This window comes from Herpetosiphonaceae bacterium, from assembly GCA_036374795.1.
GTDB lineage: Bacteria > Chloroflexota > Chloroflexia > Chloroflexales > Kallotenuaceae > LB3-1.
This window is the reverse complement of record DASUTC010000365.1, coordinates 1-1,246: the sequence shown is the minus strand read 5'-3', so window position 1 is coordinate 1,246 and position 1,246 is coordinate 1. Positions and strand designations below refer to the sequence as shown.

The following is a 1,246-nucleotide window of genomic DNA, read 5'->3' as shown; positions in this document are numbered from 1 at the left end:
AGACATTTATTCTATTATTGCGACGCATAAAGGTAAAAAGGTACTTCTAGACGGGGCGGGGGGTGCGGGTGACGGACAACCCCGACATCTGGCTAGAGCATTTTCCGATCAGGTTGCGTCGTATCCAGCGGCGGCGAGATAATTCTGACATTCATCGGGTGAGAAGCGTTTGAGAGCGTTGGCGATTGCTTGCCAGAGATCTGGCATGGTGCGCGCGGCAGCGGCGCGCAACAGCGCCTTCAATTTAGAGAAGGCCATCTCGATCGGGTTAAAGTCCGGACTGTAGGGCGGGAGATAGAGCAGGCTTGCTCCGGCCGCCTGAATGACCTCTCGAACGCCGTGGACCTTGTGAGCGGGCAAGTTGTCCATGATGACGGTGTCGCCCGGTTGCAACGATGGGGCGAGTAATTGTTCGACGTAGGCCAAGAAGACTTCGCCATCCATGGGACCGTCCAGGACAAGCGGTGCGATCAGGCCGCTGGAACGCAATCCAGCGGTGAATGTCGTGGTCTTCCAATGTCCGTGAGGGACAGCAGCACGACATCGCTCGCCGCGCGGCGAACGTCCGTAAAGTCGCGCCATTTTGGTATTGGCGCTGGTTTCGTCGATAAAGACGAGGCGCTCAGGGTCAAGATCGACTTGCCCTTCGAACCACTCCTCACGCGCGGCATTTATATCGCCGCGCCGTTGCTCGGCGGCGTGCGCTGTCTTTTTTTAAGTGTGATCTTTCTGCGCTGGAAGAAACGCCAGAGCGAAGCGATGCCGGCCGATATTCCACGACGTTTCAACAACTCTTGCAACTCGGCGAGCGTGATATCCGCCTTCACCGTCACCGCGTCCAAAATCAATTGTGAATGTGCTTCGATCCGCTGCGATCTGCGGTCACCGCCCGGTCGTTTAGGAACGACGTCGCCAGCTTCCTTGAGACGACTGCGCCAGCGGATCGCGCTGGCCGCACTGATACCAAAACGCTCGGCGGCCCGCCGACAGGACAAGCCATCGTCAATCGCGGCGACCACCCTTTGGCGAAGATCAACGGAAAGCGCCCTGGTCATGCATGCTGACCTCCCTCGCCAGCATCCAGCTTGAATCTGACTCGCGCCGTTTTGGGAATCCCAACCGATTCATTCCGGTCGGAAAATGCTCTAGATGGAAATATTCGGTCTCGAATTTTTATGACGGGCCATTCGATGAGCCGGGACATCAGCGCGCCGAACAGGATTGCCGCTACGACGCTCCCTCCTAC

General features: G+C 57.6%; 2 protein-coding genes. One reads left to right on the top strand and one right to left on the bottom strand.

Annotated features, from left to right (window positions below; translation table 11 throughout):
- Positions 1-108 precede the first annotated feature (108 nt).
- A protein-coding gene (locus VFZ66_29480; protein HEX6293349.1) for an IS630 family transposase occupies positions 109-1,055 on the bottom strand; the annotation gives its coding sequence in 2 pieces (ribosomal slippage) (positions 109-707 and positions 707-1,055; 948 coding nt in all).
- A gap of 2 nt (positions 1,056-1,057) precedes the next feature.
- On the opposite strand from VFZ66_29480, the gene VFZ66_29475 reads away from it, so the two are divergent.
- On the top strand, positions 1,058-1,246 hold a 189-nt coding region (locus tag VFZ66_29475; protein HEX6293348.1), incomplete at its 3' end, for a hypothetical protein.